Raw genomic sequence first — 16,205 nt, forward strand, 5'->3', positions numbered from 1 at the left:
CCGGTCAATCGCTCGCTGAATTTCCGACAAGTCCATCGATCTCGTCCCAGTCCAGTTTTAGTGCGGCCGCCATGTTGCGCGCCTTGGCAATTTCATCGGTGATCAGTCTCAGGTCCTCACTGCTGAGATTCTTTGCTGCGCGCTTGATCTGGATCGGCAGCGCCTCCAGGACGCCGGCGACTTGCCGCGCCATGTTCGCCAGGACCAGCTCGATCAACGAGATCGGCGCGAGCTCTTTGCGCGTCTGCGCATTGACCATCGCGAACTTGTCCGCTTGTTCCTTGGCCAAGCGCGCGCGCTCCTGGACGAGGTCGAGCCCGCCCTCGGAGGCTCGGCCGGCGGCCTGCTCCCGGAGGTTGGCGCAATACGAATGCAGCCACGCGCCAGCGGGATCCCCGTTTTTTAGGACGCCTTTTGCGACCAAGGCGCTCACTGCAGGCTGAGAGATCCCGACCATGGCAGCGAACTCGCCTTGAGTGACGCGAGACGAAAGGTCAGGCATAAACATAACCCCCTAGGAAAAATGCCATGACTAGAACGCGCTCGAGGACTGAATTACCCTCAGGCGGACGCTGTAGGAAGGACCCGCGCATAACTCAGAACAATCCCTGTTGTTGTGTCGGCATGGCGGTCCTCATTGCCTTTTCGAGTTCACGCTCGAAGTGAATCGGCAGGCGCTGCTCAGCAACGCGGCTGGCCACCCCGAAGAAGTCGAAGCGCTTCGCGTATCCGGCCTGCGACGTGAAGATAAAGACCGGCCTGATTGCAGAGCCGCGCGAGAACCGCTTCTTCAAGTAGATGCCCGGCTTCAACCCTCGCACCTGTGTTGGCAGCGCGAAGTAGGTAACACCTTGCCGCGCAACGGTCCGCCTCGATGCCGCGCTGTTACTTCGGCGTGACTCAAAGCCTGACGCCATCTGCACCCGCAGCTGTGAAAGGATCTGTACGATCTGGCTCCGCTTGACGTTGCCGAAGGCATCGAGCTGCGCGCCTGCCGCAGGGATTGCGTAATCGCCCGACCGCATGAGACCTGCTGCCTGCAGTGCGCGCTCCATCCCCTTCTGCGTCCGCGCCCCCCCGTAGATCTCGGGCCCGAGGTAGCGATCGGCAGGCGTGCCGCTCCCGAAGGTGTTGTCCTTGACCCATACCTGCGCCTCCAGGTTGTCTCGCGTTGCGCGCCGGAGGAAGAGACTGTTGAGCGTGTACGGTGTCGGCTTATCGAACTTCCGCGCCATCTCGCTCTTGAGCTCATCGCGAACGTCCTGCCCTGTCTTGGTCAACGCCACCGCTGCCGCGTATCTCGCCTGCTTGCCGATATCGGCGATCTTGGACTTAATCTCGTCCAGGTTGTGGGATACGGTGATCTTCATGCCTGCTGTCCTCCTGACTTTGTGCAGACGTCTGCACTACTCGTGAATACCTTGCGCAGCTCATCCGCCTCGCGCTTGACGTCGCGATAGTCCGCCTGGTTGGCCGGACGGATGGTGATGCCGCGCCGCTTGGCATCGTCCCTCGCGAGCTGGATCCACTCAGGCTCGCGGGATTGAGCGATGCCGCGCTCATCCCAGTACGTGATCGAGGTGATCTCCAGGTTGTGCTTGGTGCCGACCTGGTGCCCGTTCTCCTCGGCATAGAAGACCGGCTCACCCCTCAGACTCCGCCGGATCTGGCCGTCAACGAACTCCTGCCCGAACACTTCCCGCAAGTGATCGACGACTCCTGCAACCCAGGGCATTTGATCTCTCAGACTTGTGCTCACTTTGTCCAACCTCCTATTGGTTGGACAAAAGGTTGGACGGCTGAAACCCGCTTGAATGCTGGTCCTGACCAACCTCCCAACCTGCCCAACCTGTTTTGAAGTTTTGCCGAAAAGGAAAAGACGGAATCCTCCCGTCGCGTATACGCGTGCGTGCGTGTGTGCGCGTGTCCGGAATCGGTTGGCGAGGTTGGGAGGTTGGCGGAGCCAATAACCACGCGGGTTTGCGCCGTCCAACCTCGAAAACAGAAGGTTGGACGACGTCGGACGAAAGCCCATCGAACCAGACCCAATGCCCTTTTCCGCCCGCAGCAATGCCGCGCACGATCCCTGGTGCAAAGTTGTCCGGTTCATCACCGATTGATTACAGCGGGAGAGCAACATCGTTCTCCTCGCTGACTTGTTGGACAGGTGCGGCCGGCGGAACTGGACGCTCATAGAAGCGCTCACGCGCCCCGTCCGTCTCCCGTCCCTTGGTCCACCCCAATTTGCGCATGCAGGCCGCGATCCGCATCGTCTCCTGCTTGGCAGGACCGAGCTTGCCGATCTCGATATGCAGCGCCCTGGTGAGCAGCTCCCGGCATGTCACGCGGTTTCGCTTGCCGAGTGTGGTCTCGCCGTCTGCGTCGATGCCCTGCACGTAGTCATAGATCCGGCCGAGCCATGGATCCGCGATCTCGCGCTTTTCCTGCTCCGGCGTGATGAGCGTTGCCTGCTCGTCCGGTGTCGGATACCAGAGCTCGCCCTGGCGCATCAGGTGCACGGCCTCGCCGAGCAGCTGCTCGCGATCGCGCCGCAACCCCTCCAGGTCGATCCTGCCGGTCTCCACCGGCCAGAATCGCCGGTTGCCCGTCGTGTCCTTGAAGTATTCGGCCTCGTTGGTCGTCGCAGCGAACACGGTCCGCCGCGCAACGTTCTTCATGCGCCGGCCGTATGGCTCGCGATAGCGGTCCGTCTGGCTCGACATAAAGGCCTTGATCGCCGTCACCTCGGAGCGGTTGAACTGCTCCAGCTCGGCGATCTCATACAGGAGGATCCCCTGGATCGAGAGGAAACCGTCCTTGTCTCCCATCTTGAACGGCGTATCAGCAAACCACTGTCCGCCGAGGATGGAGAGCGCTGTCGACTTGCCCTGCCCCTGGCCGCCTTCGAACACCGGCGCATAGTCATGCTTGACGCCAGGATGGAAAGCGCGCTTGGCCAGGCCGACGAAGAACATGAGCGAGATGAGCTGCAGGTACTCGGACTCGACCGCGCCCCAGTACGTTGAGAACGCATTGACGACACGATGCTGCCCGTCCCACTTGTCCGCACACTCCTCCAGGAGATCCGTGACCGGATTGAAAGCGTTCTCCCTGGCGGACTGTGCAACGGCTTTCTCGATCTCGCTGACCGAGGCCATCACCAGCGAATACGTATTCGCGAGGTACATGCCGAGGTGGAAGTCATCGCCCTCGGTCCACTCCCCCGGCTCGGACGGCCAGGGAGGACTCTTGCGCTTGACCTGCAGCTGCGAAAACTGATCGAGCGCGACGAGGCCGATCAGGCGCGGATCATTCTGCAACGCGATGTAGACGTTCTCGCGGCAACCCTTCACGCCGCCGCTCGCGGTCCCGATCATCATCGCTCGGATCTGCTGGAACGTCTTGCGTGCGCCAGCCGGCGGAGCGGTAGAAGCGCCCTCCGGCGGAGGTGCATCCATGTAGTCCGGGATCTCGTCCGCCGGCGCTGCCTCGACGTCCGGCAGCGGCCGCAGCTTGTCCAACCATGCCGCGACGTCGTCCGGTGTCGCACCCTCGCCGAGGAGGTCCGCGATGTCCCATCCGTCCGGCTTCACGCCAGGCGCAGGAATGTCGATGAGTCGCACCTCGCAACCGATACCGGCGAGGATCTCGCTGATCTTCGTCGCTGCAACCATCCCCGGCTGCTCATGCTCCGGCCGGATCTCCCCGGCCTGCGGATGTCCGTCCTTGTAGGTCTTCGCGTCCGCGTCCGCCCAAATGATCACCTTGCGGCCTGCGAGCGGAGACCAATCGGCTTTGCTCACGGCCTTGCCGCCGCCTGGCCATGACACGACGTCGACCAGGTGTCCGAGGACATCGAGCGCCGCGTCTGCGCACTTCTCGCCCTCGACCACCAGGACCGGGAAACCCTCGCGCAGCGGTGCCGGCAAATAGAGCGGCCTTGGCTCAGGGAAAGACAGCCAGCGCCAATCTGCTTTGCCGGTGACGGCATGGCGCGCATAGACGCACGGCAGGACTTCCTTGCCGCCGTCCGAGGTCACAAAGCGATAGATCACGCCGAGGAGACGGCGCTCCTGGTCACGATACTCCCAAAGGCGCTCCGGCTTGCCGCGCACCACATGCGCACGCGGATACGGTCCAGCATTTTCCGGCACCGGCAGGACTGGAACCCACTCCGTCCGCGCTTTCTTCGGAGCCTCTTCCACCCCTTTTGCCGCTTGCGCAGGCGCTGGTTTCTGTTGATTTTTTGGCTTCGCCGAGGAGGCCGCGGGTTTGCCGGTGTAGTTCGGATCTGGCGTGAGCTCAATGCCGAGATCGCGAGCGACCGCTGCGCAGGCCTTGCCCTGGCTGAGATCGTTGACATAGGCATAGAGGGAGATCAGATCGCGGCCGGCTTCGCCGTCCATGGCAAAGTCAGACCAGTATCCGGCCTTGTGGCCGGATAGACGAATACGCATTGATTTGCCGGCTTCGCCGGACTTAGAACCAATACAAAACTCGTTCCCGTCGCGCACGCCCTGCGGAAACCAATCCGTGAGCAGGCTCTCGATTGACTGGAGAGCTGCGTTGGCTACGCGATCAAAATCGTCAAGGTTCAAATCTGCACCATTCCCTTAAGCGGCCGCAGCAAGCGATGCCTGGAGCGCCTGCCTGGACTGCTCCATGAGCCACTGCGTGACAGTCGTGTTGCCGACTGCAGCCTCGAATGCCGGCAGGTATTTCGCCGGCATCTCGCGCCGCTCTTTCCCGTTCTTGTCGTGCCCCTCGGTCGACAGGTAATCACTGATATGGGACGGCCGCATGCCGGTCCGCTCGGCGAGCGTCGCCTGCGTCATGCCCTTGATGCGACGATGCGACCAGGCTGCGACAACGGCCTCACGATAGGTCCGCAGCTTCGCGATCTCGGACGCCGGAACGGCGCCAGGGCCTTCCAAGCAGCCCAACAGGCTCAATTGCAGCTGATCCATGATTCCCTCCTGACGCATCCCAGTGAGTTACCCAGTGACCTTGCGGCCAAATTTTTTTACTTGCTTCCCTCGGCGCGTGCGCGATACCGCTCACGCAGCTCGACGATCGCGGCAAGCGCCTCCTGCGTTTCCTTCTCCAGCTGGTCCAGCTCGGCCGCCGTGACGCGACCGTCCGCCAATGCCGAGGACGCGCTCGCGGTGACGTCGCTGCATTCCTTCATTGCGCGGCAAAGCGCGTGCGTGAGGTCGTCGTCGGAGAGGTGCTGGACTGCCGGCATGGGGAACGCAATGAGGCCGTGCCGGTAGTTCTTCGCGATGAGCGCACGGCACGGCTCCTCGACGTTGGCCTCCTGGCTGAATTCGATGATCAGGGAGTCCTCTTCGTCGTTGACGTGGTGCGTCTTGATTCCCGGCGCGAGCTTGTTGCGGAGGACGGCAACAGACATGCCCATCCGCTTTGCCAGCATTTCGATACCGCCGGGATATTCCCGCGCCAGGTTGTAGCGTGCGTCGTGCTGATTGATGTCGGAGTAGCGGTAAGTCACGGTAAACATCCCCTTTTATTAACGTCGCGCAACTCTTGCGAGACGGATAACCTTTGAATCAGTTCAAACAACAACACAAACGACGGCCGGAGATCCAAAGTGCGAGCAACGACCAAAAGGACAACGAATGACCTCAACACCTCATGTGCAAGCGATCGGCATTCCCTGGTATCGATCGGAGGACTACTCGCGCCTGCGCGCCCTCTTCACGGACGGCGATCGTCTGCCGGCGACATTCAGGCAATGGGAGAGTCGTGCCGAGGAGGTGCGCAAGAGATACGCGAGCAAGGGACACACCGTGATCAAGGCCTACATCGACCCGCAGACCTTCCCGGCCTGGTGCGCGGCCAACGGTTGCACGCTGGACGTAGACGGCCGGACGAAGTTTGCGAACGTCGAGGCCTACCGCGCCCTCATGGAGTCGAAGAGTCGCCGCTGACATCACGCGCCTTTTATCGGTCTGACCGACGCAACCACAACGACCGCATCCTCCTGGACGTCCGCTCCGGCCGTGACGACCGCATAACGATCGAGCGCCGGACGGATAAGCCAGAGGAGGAGCCGTGCATACATGGCTTTCATACGACCACCTTCAAAAAATGGGCGGGAGGTTCCAGCGTGATAAATTGCAGTTTCCACACAACAACGATCAACAAGGGAACTCCCAATGCAACTGGTTTGCTTTTGGCCGACACGAGTCGGCACGGCGAAGATTCTTTTCAATCAATCGACCCGTCGCTTTCAAGTCGCCGTGGACGACGAGGTTCTTGGCGACTACCTGACTGCACAGCAGGCAGTGGACGATTTTTGTGGTGGGCATACGTTCAGTCACTCGTCCGGAGTCGACACGTCCACACTCGGCGCTCCGGACGACGTTGGGGATTGGCAGCGGATGAGGTAATACTCGAGATCCGCAATCATTCCGCGCACATCCATGACACCCAGGCGCAACCGCACGACCTCGTCTCCCACATTGAAGCCGATACCGATCTCGTTGTAAGCGGCATCTACCGGAGTCACATTGCGCAAGCCGGCCGCGAGATAGCTGCTCGGTATGCGCCGCTTTGGCTGCTCATCCGACAGCACCTCTGCAACTGGAGCGCTCTTGCACGGTTTCGCCCCCTCAGCAGGAGGGACAAGGCACGACTTGATGGTTTTCATGCAGGCACCTGCTCAGGACAGTTCACGACCGCTGCAGGCAACTGAAGGAGCTGCTCGCGAGTGCACTCGAACTCTGTGCCCTTAGATGCTTCGGCGATAAGCGCTGCGTAATTCGTCTCGCCGGTCCACTCGGTACGCGGCAAGCGACCTTTTTTCAGCCACTTGTAGACAGCAACTGGAGAGACGGAGCAAATCGAAGCAAGCACCGGCACGCCGAGCACCTCGGCTGCTTTCTTGATCGGAGGAATGATGGTCGTTTCCATGGCGCAAATTAAACCACAGGTTAAATTCGCTGTAAAGCACCGGTTGGTTGAGTCATCAAATAGATCCTTTGACAATCACCTCATGGCACATCCGCTCGGAATCATCATTAAAGACAGGCTTAAAAGCCTGAAGAAGACGCAAGGCTGGCTCGCAGAGCAAGCCAACGTCTCGGATACAGCCGTATCAAAATGGATTGCTACAGGGAAGATTTCTCGCGAGAGCGCGAAGGATGTTTCCCAAATCCTCGGCATTTCGCTCGACGTCCTGCTCGGCGTGTCTGAGGATGCTCTCGCCCAAAGTCAGCCGTCGCTTTCCCTGGTCTATGTTGACGCCGAAGAACTCCGGCTGATTACCGCTTATAGAGAGTCGACCGCTATCGGCAAGGCCCTCATTTCAGCAGCTGCCGAGGGAGCCCCACGAAGCGAGTCACTTGACATTATTCCGACTCGACACAAGTCGTAGCGGGCTCTGCGGCCGGAGCGGGAACTGCCTCCTAAACCGCTGCGCCGCCTCCATCAGTACCATTCTCGCCTCCGGCACCATCCCCCGGTAGGAATCACTCAGCTCCAAGATCTCCGCTTCGAGCGCGCTCGCATCGTTCAGCTTCGTTTTCATCTCTCTACTCGTTGTTAATCGGAATTTACACTTAGCACATTGCTAAATGGCAACAAATCCCATGAACATGAGATAAGTAAAGGTTAAAATTTTCCCCCAATATTAAACCCTAGGTTGACTATAAAAATAAACCCATGGTTTAATTTGCCCCGTCGCAACCTTATTGACGGAGCGCAAAATGGGAAATCAGAAGCCGCAGTACCGCAACACCTTCCGCCGCATCCGGCCGGTGACAGTGCGCGCAATGCTGTCACTCGCCATCAAGCCCGCCGCCAACCGGATCCGCCGCTGGCTCATCAATTTCGAGCTGCAGCACAACGAATACCAGCTCGGACACATCCAGGAGAACCGGCTCAACGACTTCCTCGTTGAGGGTGAGCTCCACAAGCGCCAGGTGCACCTCAAGTCCGAACTCCGCCGCCTGGAGGCGTGATGATCGCGGCCGAGCTCCCCGTTCAAGCAGACGACACCGCAGCCGCGAGCAAGATCGCCGTCATTCTGGAACGCGTCACCGACCCGGAGGCGCGTTCCAAAGTGCTGGCAATCGGATCCCGCATCGCCGCCATGGAGTCCGCCGGCTACCAGGTCAGCACTCCCGTCCGCGTCCGTCCCCGCACGCAATACGTCTTCGCCGAATGGCACCTCCTCGTCAAGAACGCCGGTTTCCGGTGCGTCCTGTCCTTTTTCATCAATGAGGCCTTCGAGCCCACTCCGAAAGCACGCCGCAAATGAATCTCGAAAACTGCATCCTCACCTACTCCGGCCGCTACGTGAACCTCCTCAAGCCGGATCCGACAACGATCCACATCACCGACATTGCACACGCGCTGTCGCAGATCAACCGCTTTGGAGGCCATACGCGCCGCTTCTACAGCGTCGCGCAACACTGCGTCCTGGCATCGCACCTGGTGCCGCTCAAGTACCGTCTCCATGCCCTCCTCCATGACGCCGCCGAGGCCTACTTCGGCGACATGGTCCAGCCGCTCAAGCGCCTCGACGGCAGCGCCCAATACCGCACATGGGAAAGCATGATGCAGGCCGAGATCTTCGACCGCTTCGGCCTCGGCATGGAGCAGTCCGACGAGTGCAAGGCCTGCATCCAGGAGGCGGATCTCATCATGCTCGCCACAGAGCGCCGCGATCTCATGCCGCCCGATGCAACGCCGTGGGCAATCCTCGAAGGTGTCAAGCCGCGCAACGGGAACATTAGTCCGGTGTCCTCGCACCTGGCCGAGTCGATGTATCTGTCCCGCTTCAAAGAGCTCGCCGGAGTCCTGTGATGATCGCTACAGCCGTCGCATTTAGCGAGAACGACCTGGTCGAATGGGACAGCTCTATCGACGGGACGAACACTGGCGCTGTGCGCCACCTCACCCGCAGCATCGAGAACGGGCAGGCCTTTGCGGTCGTCGAGGTGGACCATGAGCTACCGGGAATCCTGGAGTGCGTTCCCCTCAACCAGCTCCGCAAGACCAAATTTGGCAAGCCTCGGCAGGAGGCATCCAAATGAAACGCAAAGACCGTCAAACGCTTGCCCTGCTCCACTTAAAAGATCACGGCCGCACAACCGGCAAATCCCTTTCCGAGTCCATCGGCGTGACCACAAAGAATATCGCTACGGTCATGAAGCCCCTCATTGCCGCACAGGCTGTAATCAAGGGACGTGACAAGGCAACGCAGTCCTCCACCTACACCATCACGAAAACGGGCCTCGCCGCACTTGTTCGCAAAGATCCTCCGGTCGAGGCCCCTCGCTATAACCCGTCGGATCCGTTCGGTTTGCTCGCAAAGCTGCGTGCTGCACAGACCTCCATCCCCACTGTCGCATCCCATCGTTGAAGGAAAAGCCATGACCGCAACCCAAACCAATTTTGCAGAGCCCCACTTCGGCACTATCCCCCTTGCGTGCGTGATTCCCTCCAAGACCAACCCGCGCAAACACTTCGACGAGTCCGCACTGCATGAGCTCGCCGAGAGCATCCGGCAGGTTGGCGTCGCACAGCCGATCCTTGTCCGTCCGCTGCCGACCACCGAGAGCATGATCGACTGCGTCGAGATCGTCGCCGGCGAGCGCCGTTACCGCGCCTCCAAACTGGCAGGCCTGCAGTCCATCCCTGCGATCGTGCGCGAACTCACAGACGTCCAGGTGCTGGAGATCCAGGTCATCGAGAACCTGCAACGCCAGGACGTGCATCCGATCGAGGAGGCGGAGGGATACGACCAGCTCATGCGCCAACACGACTACACCGCAGAACAGCTGGCCGACAAGGTCGGCAAGAGCAAGGCCTACATCTATGGCCGCTTGAAGCTGTGCTCTCTCGCATCCGAAGCACGCGAGGCCTTCTTCGCCGGCAAGATCAACGCCTCGATTGCAGAGCGAATCGCCAGGATGCCGGTCCTCGCCCTGCAGGCAAAGGCAACGCAGGAGATCGTCCACAACTACGGACAACCCGAGCCGATGTCATTCCGCCGCGCCGTCGAGCACCTCCAGGCGCGCTACATGCTCGATCTCGCTCACGCAAAGTTTGCGATCAAGGACGCCAAGCTCGTATCAGCTACTGGATCCTGCCTCTCCTGCCCAAAACGGACCGGTAATCAGCCGGAGATCTATCACGACGTCGATGCAGACGTCTGCACTGATCCGGATTGTTTCGAATCAAAGGTTAACGCACACAACGAGCGCAAAGCCGCAGCCGCGCAAAAGTCAGGTCTGCCGATTTACGCAGACGGCATGGAGGCCTATACCAAGCTCCGGGAAAACAACCAGGTGTCCGCATATGACGGCCTCTACAAGATGGACCGGTTGGCCAAGTCCTCGATGTCCAACACGCCCATTGAGGACGTCATCCCCGCCGACCAACTGCCGAAGCCTGTCGCGTATGTCAAAGGCAATGACGGCGAAATTGATGCGGTGTATGAAAAGTCCGCTATCCAGTTCGCCTTGGAGAAGGCGGGCCTCTGCCTCACCCTGGAGAAGCACAATGCGCTCTTGCAGGAAAAGATGAGCGGCAACGCACGCGATCCGAAAGTCTCGGAGAAGGAAAAGCAGGCCGAGGCTGAGCGTCGCGAGCGCACGAAAAAGGCCGAGCTGGAGACAACAATCCGGAAAGCGGTATATGCAGAGGTCCGCAGCAAGATCCTCCAGGGAGACGGGCACTTAACCGCCCTACGTCATATCGCAAAGCGTCTTTGCGACGAATGGTCTTTCCCACACGTCATTGCGAGCGACTACAAGTTCAACGTCCTCAACTTCAATGAAGCTGCGAAGTTCATCGATTCCGCCAGTCTCGAAGAAGTTGTCGCCTTTATCCTCGGAATGACGATTGGCGAGTGCGTCCAGGTTGACGCCTTCGACATGGACGACGACGAGCACCTTGAGAATCCTTGGTATCTCGGCCTCCTCGATGTTGCAAAGGCCTGCGACATCGAGCACGACAAAATCCGATCGGAACATACCCCGAAACCTGCAGAGCAGCAGGATCTGCCAGTCGCAGCTGAAACGCCGAAGAAGAAGGGGCAGCAAAAGACTGCAGAAACGGCCGCAGAGGCACCGAAAATGGCCGAGACGACCAAGGATGCCACCGACACGAAAAAAGCGGCTCCAGCGAAGCCTACGCCAGCCAAAAAGGCCGCGGCAACAAACGCAAAGACCGACGAGGTCCCCGCTACCGCATGGCCGTTCCCCACCGCCGCGGAAATGGCCGCAAAGGGCAAGTGACCATGTCTCAGAAGTTCAATTTTCTGGCACGCCGCACCGCCTCGACGAAAGCCGAGCAGGAGCTGCGTCGCCAGTTCCCCAGGCGCTCCCGCGCCTGGATCTCAGCCAAGGCCGCAAGAATTGCGGGCAACACTGACATCACCAGCGAGCTGCGCGCTCCAACACGCGCAGAAGTGAAATGAGCGAAACCGAACTCCTCACCAAGCTGGCCGACCTCCTCGGCAAGCAACTCCGTCCGGCGCTCCCGGTTGACATTGACCTTTGGGACGTCTCGACGATCGCCCAATTCTTGAAGCGCAGCGACTCCGCCGTCCGCGAGCGGATCTGCCCGCTCCCCGACTTCCCGAAGGCGATCCGCCTCCCGTCGCAAGGCGGCCGCGGTCATCCGCTCTGGAAGGCAAAAGAGGTGATCGAGTGGGCGGAGAAATATCGCGAAATTAGGACGAGAAATTAATCGCCAATGACCAATCTAATTTACCGGTATTTCTAGAGTAGTGATGAGCAGCTCATCCTCTTTTTTCGGTGCTTTAGTACTGTATTGGAATGCCTTATGTACATGGTTGTGATCGGCATACAAACCCTTAATCACGTCATGACTGTCATAGCTCAATATCCAATTGAACTTGGCACTTTTAAGAGAAGAGGATAGCGCCACATGGTCCTTCAGCTTGTAGTGATGACGATAAAGCTTACGTCCCTGAATAAAATAGGGTGGATCCACATAGAAAAGGCTAGTAGTTCTTCGCTTGTATTCCGTAATTACGTCGAGCGCATCTCCATACCGGACTTCCACTCGGTCTGCGAGATCACTGAGTCTTTTAATCTTATCGATCAAATCTTCTTTATTGAAGCGACAATCAATGCTATAGGCAGACGACTGCTTTTGCCCGCCGATCGGCCCCGAATGCAAGACTCCTGAGAAGTTTGTTCGATTAAAGAATAAGGCCGCAAACGCCAGCTGAACTTCATCTTCTTCTGATGGCTCTTCGCACTTCAGCAAAGGTTGAAGTTCATGCCACGTTTTGAGTGAAACGGTCACATTCTTGATTTTTTTTATGAGCTTATCTGGATGCTCAAATGCAACCTTCCAGAAAGAGTACATGAGGGGATCGCGCTCCGAAATTACTGCTTCCGAGCAAACTTTTTCTGACAGGAGCGCTAACGTTACAGCTGCGCTTCCGGCATAGGGTTCCACGAGCTTCTTCCCCTCGAGCCCGTTATAAATGATCAGGTCCTTAATTACCTTTGTAAACGACGATTTACTTCCGGGGTAGCGGAAGGGAGTTTTGACAATCTCGGTCATGCCGTGGCAGCCTGCTTCAGCTCTGTGATTCGTTCAGTAACCCAAGCGGCTATCTCAGGAAAATCAGTGGTACGTTCAACTGTAAGTCTTTGATCTGCCGTTAGTCCCAGCCCCCTGTAGGCAAGTACTGGGATCATATATCGATAGTAGATCGCGCCATACCTCTTCGTTAGCACATGCAACTGTTGCTTGAGTGTCGCTCCACCGGTGAGTGGGATACAGAATGGGATGAAGAGTGCGGCCGTCGGCTCGGAAGCTGGTATTTCTGAAAACCAGTTCTCGTGAAATGGACGGAAATATTCGAGTACGCTCTTACTTGGCCAGTTGCCACCGGAAGCCGCTTGCCCAAGCATATAAAAGGTGCCTGCTGCATTATCGTTTCGAGGCTTCCATGCGATGACGTCAATACCTTCATCTTTGGGATTTGTTGATACCCCTGGCAGAGGAGCTTCCCGTACAGTGCCCTCCCCAAACAGTGCATAAGTTGAACGCAGTTTGTCCAGGTAGGGAGATCCATCTGGACGAGGAAATCCGAATGCTATAGCACAGCCTTCAAGTGCTCCGGCTGCTGCCCAAGTAGCGCACGCCTGAAACAAGTCTCGAATCCTGTTATTTAACTCAAAATCAAAGCGATCAAGCTCGAAAATCTCGGAACTCTTTACGCTCGACAGGAAGAGGCAGAAAAGATAAAGCATCGCCCCGTCGGATATATCGTTTTTCAGGAGTAGCTCTTCCTCAGTGTCGTTAAACTGGAAGGGATAATGATCACCCAAGCATTCCATTCGCTTTTGGAATTCTGCAAGTATCTCTTCCAAAAACTGCTCATCCGGAGCGCCGTCTTCTAACGCGCGCCCTTCTGGATCTGAGCTTTCGGAGTTTCGCCTACGGTCCCATGCTCTTTGCAAACTCCGGAGCTGACCAACCGAGTACTCAGAACATAAGACATGAAATTCAAACCAATCTGCGATTACGTGAGGATCGCGATCCAACGGAATTTGGGCTAACGGCATTTGCGGTTACTTTACTTCTTTTGGAGTGGCTTTTTTGTGCCTGGAGCACCCTTGCTTTTCGGCGTCGCCGGAGGATTTACTTCTGCACTTTTCTTCTTCATTACGGTAAGGAGAATATCAGCCTGCTGCGAGATCTCACGCGCTATCGCGAGGAGGTTCGGTTCACCATTGTATTTTGGTAGCGCATCTATAACAGAACTGAGCCGCACATGGGCTTGCGCCAACACTTCGCTAAACACGTCGTAAGGCGAGCGCACCTCGTTATAAGCGACACTAAGCTTCTCCCCGGTGCGAATTCTCTCGAGAGCAACTGGGTGGGCAATTACCTCACCCACATGCTTCAAGTCAGGGTTTTGAGACTTAACTAATGGTTGAGCGTCATCTCGTTTGTCGCCGTAAAGATAAAGTAAAACCTCTTTTAGCTTGCCCTCATTTGCTCTTGGAACTGGCGAAGTTACAGGCTCCTTGCTCCACCCTTTGTCAAGTCCGAGGAAGTCCTGATATTCCGTCCGTCCAAGCGCGGTATACAAATGCGAAAACGCGAATTTTCCTTTGTTATACCGGTTCTTAATGTCAAAAAGTTTACGTCCCTCTGCTTGCTCCAGTACGAAGATGCTAGAGATGTACGCGCGAATAGTATCGTTATCATCACCAAGCTGCCGCGCGATTTGATCGATAGTGAGTCCATTCTCGCGCTCGCGCTTATACCAATCTGACACGAAGCGTGCCTTGGCATAAGCATCCCATCGACTAGGGCCGTTAATATGCTTAAAGCCAATGAATGCCTGTGCGTCGCTCTCTTTGTCGACACGCCAGACTGTGACTTTTTCAACGGACCTGCGAACATCCGCGCGTATCCTTGGAAGGGAAATTCTGCATTTCGCCGCCAGGTCCGGATCTTTTATTAGCTTTATCGATGCAAGCCGGCGATTGCCCTCTAGGACTCTATACGGCCCCCCATTGGGTCCCATTACAATTAGAGGCTCAAAGTCTAAGTAAGTATTGGTGCAAATCGACGTAATGACTTCGTCGAGAGGTGAGATCTCGTTCAACGCCGAGATAATGTCCTCATCGTTCGAAGTGCTGTAGTCGTTTCCATTCAGTAGACGAGGATTTTGGCGGTCAAACTCGAGAAGGTCCGTTGGACAGCCACGAGTTGGCGCTCCTGATATCGGCGAAAAGGCGGGCATAATTTCCCAATATTATCTTGTTTTTGCAGGCGGCTATTGTACCGGTAGGCCACAAAACCTTAAAGTACACTGTTACACAACTTCGGATACGATTGTCCTTCAGCAAAGTAAATGGGTCGGGAAGCTGACTTTTCGTAAGGATTAGGTTGTGCAGACGTCTGCACTTCTTCCGGGTAGCACTTGCGAATTTCCGCATACGCCATTCAGTTGCTAGTCAAGGCGACTGGCAATTTCAGCGGCCGTCGCGTTGTAGTAGATCTGCAGCATCCTCAAGTCCCTATGCCCCACCATTCGGGCCAATTCCAGAACGTTCAATTTCTTCGCCAGGCGCGTGATCGCCTCATGTCGCGAGTCATGGAAAGTCAGGTCCGTGATCCCGCATCGATCCTTGGCCTTGCGGAATAACGCATCGAGGGACTTCGAAGTGATCCCGAAAACGGTCCCACCCTCCTCCGGCTTCGGCAAATAGGACAGCAGCTCGACGGCACGCTTGGAGAGCGGCACATCCCGCTTTGTCCCGTTCTTCGTCTGCGGCAAGTGCGCAACCTGCCCCTGGACGTGCTCCGGCACCAATGCGCAGATCTCGCCGGCACGCATTGCAGTCTCGATTGCAAAAAGGAACGCAACAGCGACGCGTTGACTCACCGTCATCGCCGGTCCGTCATCGAAGCCGAGCGACAAGCACAGGCGCTCGATCTCGTCCTCCCGGATCCGCCGATCGCGAGGAGGCGGGTTTTTCGGCCGTCGGACGTCTTTCGTCGGACTTTCGGCAAGCCACTTCCACTCACGCCGCGCCGTGTTGAAAACGTGCGACAGGAGGTTAAATTCACGGTTGACGGTCGATCCGCTCACGGTCCGGATCGGTGCCGGATCCGCCCTCTCGATCTGCCGCTGCGCGACCTCCATACTCATGCGGGCATCACGCAACATGCCAAGATGCTCAGACGTCAGATCGGATAGCTTGATGTCGCCGAACTTGACCGGCCGCTCACCGACCTCGATCTCGGCCAGCACGCCCATCCGGAGCGCCTCGTATCGGTGCCCGCGCTTCGTCCTGGAGACTTCCTTCTCATACCGGTGGAACGCGTCACGGACGGTCTTGCCGGCAATGACCGCGGTTGACTTGTTCTGCCGGAGCTCCGTCTCACGCTGCGCCGCCCAAGCTTGCGCCTGCGCCTTGGTCTGGAATGTGCCGGAATCGCGCTGCCCTTTGACATACACCTGCACGCGCCACACGTTGCCGTCTTTTTTGAAGCTCGCCATTTCGTAAATCTTTCGGAGATTTTTCGTAAATGGTAGCAGTAAAACGCGGTATTTTTAGGGGATTTGCGAGTCGCGCCGAAAATGCAAAAAGGCCGTAAACCCTTGCATTTACTTGGATTGCGGCCTTTTAACTGAATACTGGAAATATGCTGCTGGTGCCCGAGACCGG

At 57.6% G+C, this 16,205-nt stretch carries 22 protein-coding genes; 10 read left to right on the forward strand and 12 right to left on the reverse strand.

What is annotated here, in order from left to right; translation table 11 throughout:
• Positions 1-4: 4 nt before the first annotated feature.
• The 6 genes from AYR66_RS25905 to AYR66_RS25930 all read right to left on the reverse strand — a co-directional run bounded on the left by AYR66_RS25905 (position 5) and on the right by AYR66_RS25930 (position 5,512).
• Entirely contained in the window at positions 5-502 is a 498-nt protein-coding gene (locus tag AYR66_RS25905) for a terminase small subunit (RefSeq protein WP_088709569.1), read from the reverse strand.
• Between the two features lie 94 nt (positions 503-596).
• On the reverse strand, positions 597-1,370 hold the full coding sequence (locus tag AYR66_RS25910) for a hypothetical protein (RefSeq protein WP_088706295.1): 774 nt from the start codon (positions 1,368-1,370) through the stop codon (positions 597-599).
• Positions 1,367-1,735: a hypothetical protein gene (locus tag AYR66_RS25915; protein WP_088706296.1), complete on the reverse strand. Its 369-nt coding sequence runs from the start codon at positions 1,733-1,735 to the stop codon at positions 1,367-1,369. The genes AYR66_RS25910 and AYR66_RS25915 overlap by 4 nt, the downstream gene beginning before the upstream one ends.
• Positions 1,736-2,120: 385 nt before the next feature.
• Positions 2,121-4,457 carry a virulence-associated E family protein gene (locus AYR66_RS25920; RefSeq protein ID WP_088706297.1) on the reverse strand — a complete coding sequence of 779 codons (2,337 nt, stop codon included), beginning with the start codon at positions 4,455-4,457 and terminating at the stop codon, positions 2,121-2,123.
• A 156-nt stretch (positions 4,458-4,613) separates the two neighbouring features.
• Positions 4,614-4,967, reverse strand: a complete 354-nt coding sequence (locus tag AYR66_RS25925; protein WP_088706298.1) for a helix-turn-helix domain-containing protein — start codon at positions 4,965-4,967, stop codon at positions 4,614-4,616.
• A 56-nt stretch (positions 4,968-5,023) separates the two neighbouring features.
• A complete protein-coding gene (locus AYR66_RS25930; protein ID WP_234814700.1) occupies positions 5,024-5,512 on the reverse strand; it encodes a phage regulatory CII family protein in 489 nt (162 codons plus the stop codon).
• A 127-nt stretch (positions 5,513-5,639) separates the two neighbouring features.
• On the opposite strand from AYR66_RS25930, the gene AYR66_RS25935 reads away from it, so the two are divergent.
• Entirely contained in the window at positions 5,640-5,951 is a 312-nt protein-coding gene (locus AYR66_RS25935) for a hypothetical protein (RefSeq protein ID WP_088706299.1), read from the forward strand.
• Positions 5,952-6,340: 389 nt separating this feature from the next.
• Here AYR66_RS25935 and AYR66_RS25940 read toward each other — a convergent pair whose 3' ends face one another.
• Both AYR66_RS25940 and AYR66_RS25945 read right to left on the reverse strand, forming a co-directional pair.
• Positions 6,341-6,673 (reverse strand): hypothetical protein, encoded by a 333-nt coding sequence (locus AYR66_RS25940; protein ID WP_088706300.1) that lies wholly within the window; start codon positions 6,671-6,673, stop codon positions 6,341-6,343.
• Positions 6,670-6,936, reverse strand: a complete 267-nt coding sequence (locus AYR66_RS25945; protein WP_088706301.1) for a helix-turn-helix domain-containing protein — start codon at positions 6,934-6,936, stop codon at positions 6,670-6,672. The genes AYR66_RS25940 and AYR66_RS25945 overlap by 4 nt, the downstream gene beginning before the upstream one ends.
• On the opposite strand from AYR66_RS25945, the gene AYR66_RS25950 reads away from it, so the two are divergent.
• The 9 genes from AYR66_RS25950 (at position 6,935) to AYR66_RS25990 (ending at position 11,724) form a co-directional block, all read left to right on the forward strand.
• Positions 6,935-7,399, forward strand: a complete 465-nt coding sequence (locus AYR66_RS25950; RefSeq protein ID WP_141104013.1) for a helix-turn-helix transcriptional regulator — start codon at positions 6,935-6,937, stop codon at positions 7,397-7,399. The genes AYR66_RS25945 and AYR66_RS25950 overlap by 2 nt on opposite strands.
• 331 nt (positions 7,400-7,730) lie before the next feature.
• Entirely contained in the window at positions 7,731-7,985 is a 255-nt protein-coding gene (locus tag AYR66_RS25955; RefSeq protein WP_088706303.1) for a hypothetical protein, read from the forward strand.
• Positions 7,985-8,284: a hypothetical protein gene (locus tag AYR66_RS25960; protein ID WP_088706304.1), complete on the forward strand. Its 300-nt coding sequence runs from the start codon at positions 7,985-7,987 to the stop codon at positions 8,282-8,284. The genes AYR66_RS25955 and AYR66_RS25960 overlap by 1 nt, the downstream gene beginning before the upstream one ends.
• Complete coding sequence (locus AYR66_RS25965; protein ID WP_088706305.1) at positions 8,281-8,832, forward strand: metal-dependent phosphohydrolase; 552 nt, start codon at positions 8,281-8,283, stop codon at positions 8,830-8,832. The genes AYR66_RS25960 and AYR66_RS25965 overlap by 4 nt, the downstream gene beginning before the upstream one ends.
• Complete coding sequence (locus AYR66_RS25970) at positions 8,832-9,062, forward strand: hypothetical protein (protein ID WP_088706306.1); 231 nt, start codon at positions 8,832-8,834, stop codon at positions 9,060-9,062. The genes AYR66_RS25965 and AYR66_RS25970 overlap by 1 nt, the downstream gene beginning before the upstream one ends.
• On the forward strand, positions 9,059-9,391 hold the full coding sequence (locus tag AYR66_RS25975; protein WP_088706307.1) for a hypothetical protein: 333 nt from the start codon (positions 9,059-9,061) through the stop codon (positions 9,389-9,391). Before AYR66_RS25970 ends, AYR66_RS25975 begins: the two co-directional genes overlap by 4 nt.
• On the forward strand, positions 9,273-11,270 hold the full coding sequence (locus AYR66_RS25980; protein WP_141104014.1) for a ParB/RepB/Spo0J family partition protein: 1,998 nt from the start codon (positions 9,273-9,275) through the stop codon (positions 11,268-11,270). The genes AYR66_RS25975 and AYR66_RS25980 overlap by 119 nt, the downstream gene beginning before the upstream one ends.
• Before the next feature lie 2 nt (positions 11,271-11,272).
• Complete coding sequence (locus tag AYR66_RS25985) at positions 11,273-11,452, forward strand: hypothetical protein (protein WP_088706309.1); 180 nt, start codon at positions 11,273-11,275, stop codon at positions 11,450-11,452.
• A complete protein-coding gene (locus AYR66_RS25990; protein WP_088706310.1) occupies positions 11,449-11,724 on the forward strand; it encodes a hypothetical protein in 276 nt (91 codons plus the stop codon). Before AYR66_RS25985 ends, AYR66_RS25990 begins: the two co-directional genes overlap by 4 nt.
• Before the next feature lie 15 nt (positions 11,725-11,739).
• Here the strand turns inward: AYR66_RS25990 and AYR66_RS25995 are convergent, their stop codons facing one another.
• The 4 genes from AYR66_RS25995 to AYR66_RS26010 all read right to left on the reverse strand — a co-directional run bounded on the left by AYR66_RS25995 (position 11,740) and on the right by AYR66_RS26010 (position 16,036).
• A complete protein-coding gene (locus AYR66_RS25995; protein ID WP_088706311.1) occupies positions 11,740-12,573 on the reverse strand; it encodes a DNA adenine methylase in 834 nt (277 codons plus the stop codon).
• Positions 12,570-13,583, reverse strand: a complete 1,014-nt coding sequence (locus AYR66_RS26000) for a hypothetical protein (RefSeq protein WP_206047036.1) — start codon at positions 13,581-13,583, stop codon at positions 12,570-12,572. Before AYR66_RS26000 ends, AYR66_RS25995 begins: the two co-directional genes overlap by 4 nt.
• Positions 13,584-13,594: 11 nt before the next feature.
• Positions 13,595-14,773 carry a helix-turn-helix transcriptional regulator gene (locus AYR66_RS26005; protein WP_088706313.1) on the reverse strand — a complete coding sequence of 393 codons (1,179 nt, stop codon included), beginning with the start codon at positions 14,771-14,773 and terminating at the stop codon, positions 13,595-13,597.
• Between the two features lie 210 nt (positions 14,774-14,983).
• Positions 14,984-16,036, reverse strand: a complete 1,053-nt coding sequence (locus AYR66_RS26010) for a tyrosine-type recombinase/integrase (protein WP_088706314.1) — start codon at positions 16,034-16,036, stop codon at positions 14,984-14,986.
• Positions 16,037-16,205: the final 169 nt, after the last annotated feature.

The organism is Noviherbaspirillum denitrificans, from assembly GCF_002211445.1.
GTDB lineage: Bacteria > Pseudomonadota > Gammaproteobacteria > Burkholderiales > Burkholderiaceae_D > Noviherbaspirillum > Noviherbaspirillum denitrificans.

Coding starts and splice junctions, on each gene's coding strand:
- AYR66_RS25905 (WP_088709569.1), bottom strand. CDS start 502: ATGCCTGACCTTTCGTCTCGCGTCACTCAAGGCGAGTTCGCTGCCATG.
- AYR66_RS25910 (WP_088706295.1), bottom strand. CDS start 1,370: ATGAAGATCACCGTATCCCACAACCTGGACGAGATTAAGTCCAAGATC.
- AYR66_RS25915 (WP_088706296.1), bottom strand. CDS start 1,735: ATGCCCTGGGTTGCAGGAGTCGTCGATCACTTGCGGGAAGTGTTCGGG.
- AYR66_RS25920 (WP_088706297.1), bottom strand. CDS start 4,457: ATGCGTATTCGTCTATCCGGCCACAAGGCCGGATACTGGTCTGACTTT.
- AYR66_RS25925 (WP_088706298.1), bottom strand. CDS start 4,967: ATGGATCAGCTGCAATTGAGCCTGTTGGGCTGCTTGGAAGGCCCTGGC.
- AYR66_RS25935 (WP_088706299.1), top strand. CDS start 5,640: ATGACCTCAACACCTCATGTGCAAGCGATCGGCATTCCCTGGTATCGA.
- AYR66_RS25940 (WP_088706300.1), bottom strand. CDS start 6,673: ATGAAAACCATCAAGTCGTGCCTTGTCCCTCCTGCTGAGGGGGCGAAA.
- AYR66_RS25950 (WP_141104013.1), top strand. CDS start 6,935: ATGGCGCAAATTAAACCACAGGTTAAATTCGCTGTAAAGCACCGGTTG.
- AYR66_RS25945 (WP_088706301.1), bottom strand. CDS start 6,936: ATGGAAACGACCATCATTCCTCCGATCAAGAAAGCAGCCGAGGTGCTC.
- AYR66_RS25955 (WP_088706303.1), top strand. CDS start 7,731: ATGGGAAATCAGAAGCCGCAGTACCGCAACACCTTCCGCCGCATCCGG.
- AYR66_RS25960 (WP_088706304.1), top strand. CDS start 7,985: ATGATCGCGGCCGAGCTCCCCGTTCAAGCAGACGACACCGCAGCCGCG.
- AYR66_RS25965 (WP_088706305.1), top strand. CDS start 8,281: ATGAATCTCGAAAACTGCATCCTCACCTACTCCGGCCGCTACGTGAAC.
- AYR66_RS25970 (WP_088706306.1), top strand. CDS start 8,832: ATGATCGCTACAGCCGTCGCATTTAGCGAGAACGACCTGGTCGAATGG.
- AYR66_RS25975 (WP_088706307.1), top strand. CDS start 9,059: ATGAAACGCAAAGACCGTCAAACGCTTGCCCTGCTCCACTTAAAAGAT.
- AYR66_RS25985 (WP_088706309.1), top strand. CDS start 11,273: ATGTCTCAGAAGTTCAATTTTCTGGCACGCCGCACCGCCTCGACGAAA.
- AYR66_RS25990 (WP_088706310.1), top strand. CDS start 11,449: ATGAGCGAAACCGAACTCCTCACCAAGCTGGCCGACCTCCTCGGCAAG.
- AYR66_RS25995 (WP_088706311.1), bottom strand. CDS start 12,573: ATGACCGAGATTGTCAAAACTCCCTTCCGCTACCCCGGAAGTAAATCG.
- AYR66_RS26000 (WP_206047036.1), bottom strand. CDS start 13,583: ATGCCGTTAGCCCAAATTCCGTTGGATCGCGATCCTCACGTAATCGCA.
- AYR66_RS26005 (WP_088706313.1), bottom strand. CDS start 14,773: ATGCCCGCCTTTTCGCCGATATCAGGAGCGCCAACTCGTGGCTGTCCA.
- AYR66_RS26010 (WP_088706314.1), bottom strand. CDS start 16,036: ATGGCGAGCTTCAAAAAAGACGGCAACGTGTGGCGCGTGCAGGTGTAT.